The sequence below is a fragment of the Mesorhizobium sp. M5C.F.Cr.IN.023.01.1.1 genome (genome assembly GCF_003997585.1).
GTDB lineage: Bacteria > Pseudomonadota > Alphaproteobacteria > Rhizobiales > Rhizobiaceae > Mesorhizobium > Mesorhizobium wenxiniae.
This window is the reverse complement of the sequence record NZ_RZSU01000223.1, coordinates 1-1732: the sequence shown is the minus strand read 5'-3', so window position 1 is coordinate 1732 and position 1732 is coordinate 1. Positions and strand designations below refer to the sequence as shown.

The following is a 1732-nucleotide window of genomic DNA, read 5'->3' as shown; positions in this document are numbered from 1 at the left end:
GCCAGAACGTGTCGCCATCCACCACGCAGGTCATGCGGGGACCGTCGCCGCATATCGCAAACGAAGCCGAAAGCAAGTCCTGTCGCGGTGCCGAGACGAGGGCCGCCATACCCTCGATCCCGCCCGCCCGGCTGAGCTGGTAAGCGCCAAATGCCGCCGCCGCGACGAGTGCGCCGACGACCAACTTCGCAATCGCCGATCCGATTTTCCGACGCGATGATTTTCGCCGATCGACGGGCTGTTTCCCGCGCGGCGTCTTCGGTTGCCCGAAGCGCGTTCGTTTCTTCTGCCGGAACCTGACGACGGTGTTCAATGCGGGCATGTCTCCCTACTCTGCTTTCGAGGTTTTCGCAGGATGCGGTTTCGATCGTCTTACCGGCATCATTCAACTTCCCCGCAGATCAGGGGCCTGCAATGGCGACCTGGTTGAAGCGGGTTTGGGCGAGCCGCCTGCGGCGACCTGGCTCTAGTCGCGACCCTTCGCGTCGCTCCCGGAGCCGCTGCGCGGTCTCCGCGCATGCGCGTGACGATCCATCTCGCGGGGCGTGTGCGTCCGGCCGGACCGTCGATGCCTCTGCTCACGAAGCTCCGGCATCGGTCCGCCGCGAAGCCTCATTGCGCCATCTCCTTCCGGTGGAACCTGTTTTCTCCGACGCAGGCCCTCATGTCCGCGCGGCGAAACCAGATGGCGCGCCCGCATCTGAGCGGCGGATTGCCGGCGGTGAAGACGATCTGCTCGTCGGCGCGCATGCGCATCACCTCGTGCGGCAGGATCAGCGGCCGGCGGTTGAGCTGCTTCGAGCGCGATCGCGACGATCCCTTCATTCCGGAGGAGCGGTTTGTCTGATCGACCTCGACCGTCGTGTCGCCGCAACGCTTCGAAAGATACTCTGCCGTCTCCGGATCGTTGATCGCCGCGAACGAGATCCAGGATGCGGACTCGAACCATTTCGAGGCGGCGTCGCGGCCGCCATAGGCCTCTCGCATCTGGCCGATCGACTGGAAGATCAGCGTCAGGCTGATACCGTACTTCCGCCCGGCGTCGCGGGCAGTCTCGATGATGCGCAGATAGCCGAGACGGGCCACCTCATCGAGCAGGAACAGGGTCCTAGCCGCGACCTCGCCATTGCGGTTATAGATTGCATTGAGAAAGGAGCCGATCACTACCCGCGCCAGCCCCGGATGGGCTTCCAGTATCTTCAGATCGAGCGCGATGAAGATATCCGTGCGGCCGCCCGCGAGTTCGTCGGTCGAGAAGCTGTCGCCCGAGACGAGGGCGGCATAGTTCGGATAGGAGAGCCAGTGCGTCTCCTTCACCGCATTGGCGTAGACGCCGCTGAACGTCTCCGGCGTCATGTTGACGAAGACCGCGACGTTCTCGCGCACGAAGGCGGATTCCGATTGCTCGTAAATCCGCGTCAGCCGCTCGCGCAGCTTCGGCTCAGGCTCGGAGAGATTGGCGCGGACACGGCGCAGTGTCTGGTCCTTCTCTTCCGTATGCCCTGAAAGGCAGACGTCGGCGATCAGCGCGGTCAGGAGCTGCATGGCCGAGGCGCGGAAAAAGTCGTCGCGCGCGGACGCAGCCCGCGCATTGTCGGTCATGATCCATGTCGCGACCGCGACGATGTCTTCTTCCTTTGTGCCGCCGAAGCGGCCGATCCAGTCGAGTGCGTTGAAGCCAGTGGCGGGGCTGGCCGGATCGAGCACGATCACCTTGCGGCCGGCTCTGCGC

At 64.4% G+C, this 1732-nt stretch carries 1 protein-coding gene and 1 pseudogene; both read right to left on the bottom strand.

The window, feature by feature from the left end; translation table 11 throughout:
• Nucleotides 1–313, bottom strand: a pseudogene (locus EOA78_RS35400) (hypothetical protein); the annotation flags it as partial.
• 299 nt (nt 314–612) lie between these two features.
• On the bottom strand, nt 613–1732 hold a 1120-nt coding region (locus tag EOA78_RS35395), incomplete at its 5' end, for a type IV secretory system conjugative DNA transfer family protein (protein ID WP_164784116.1).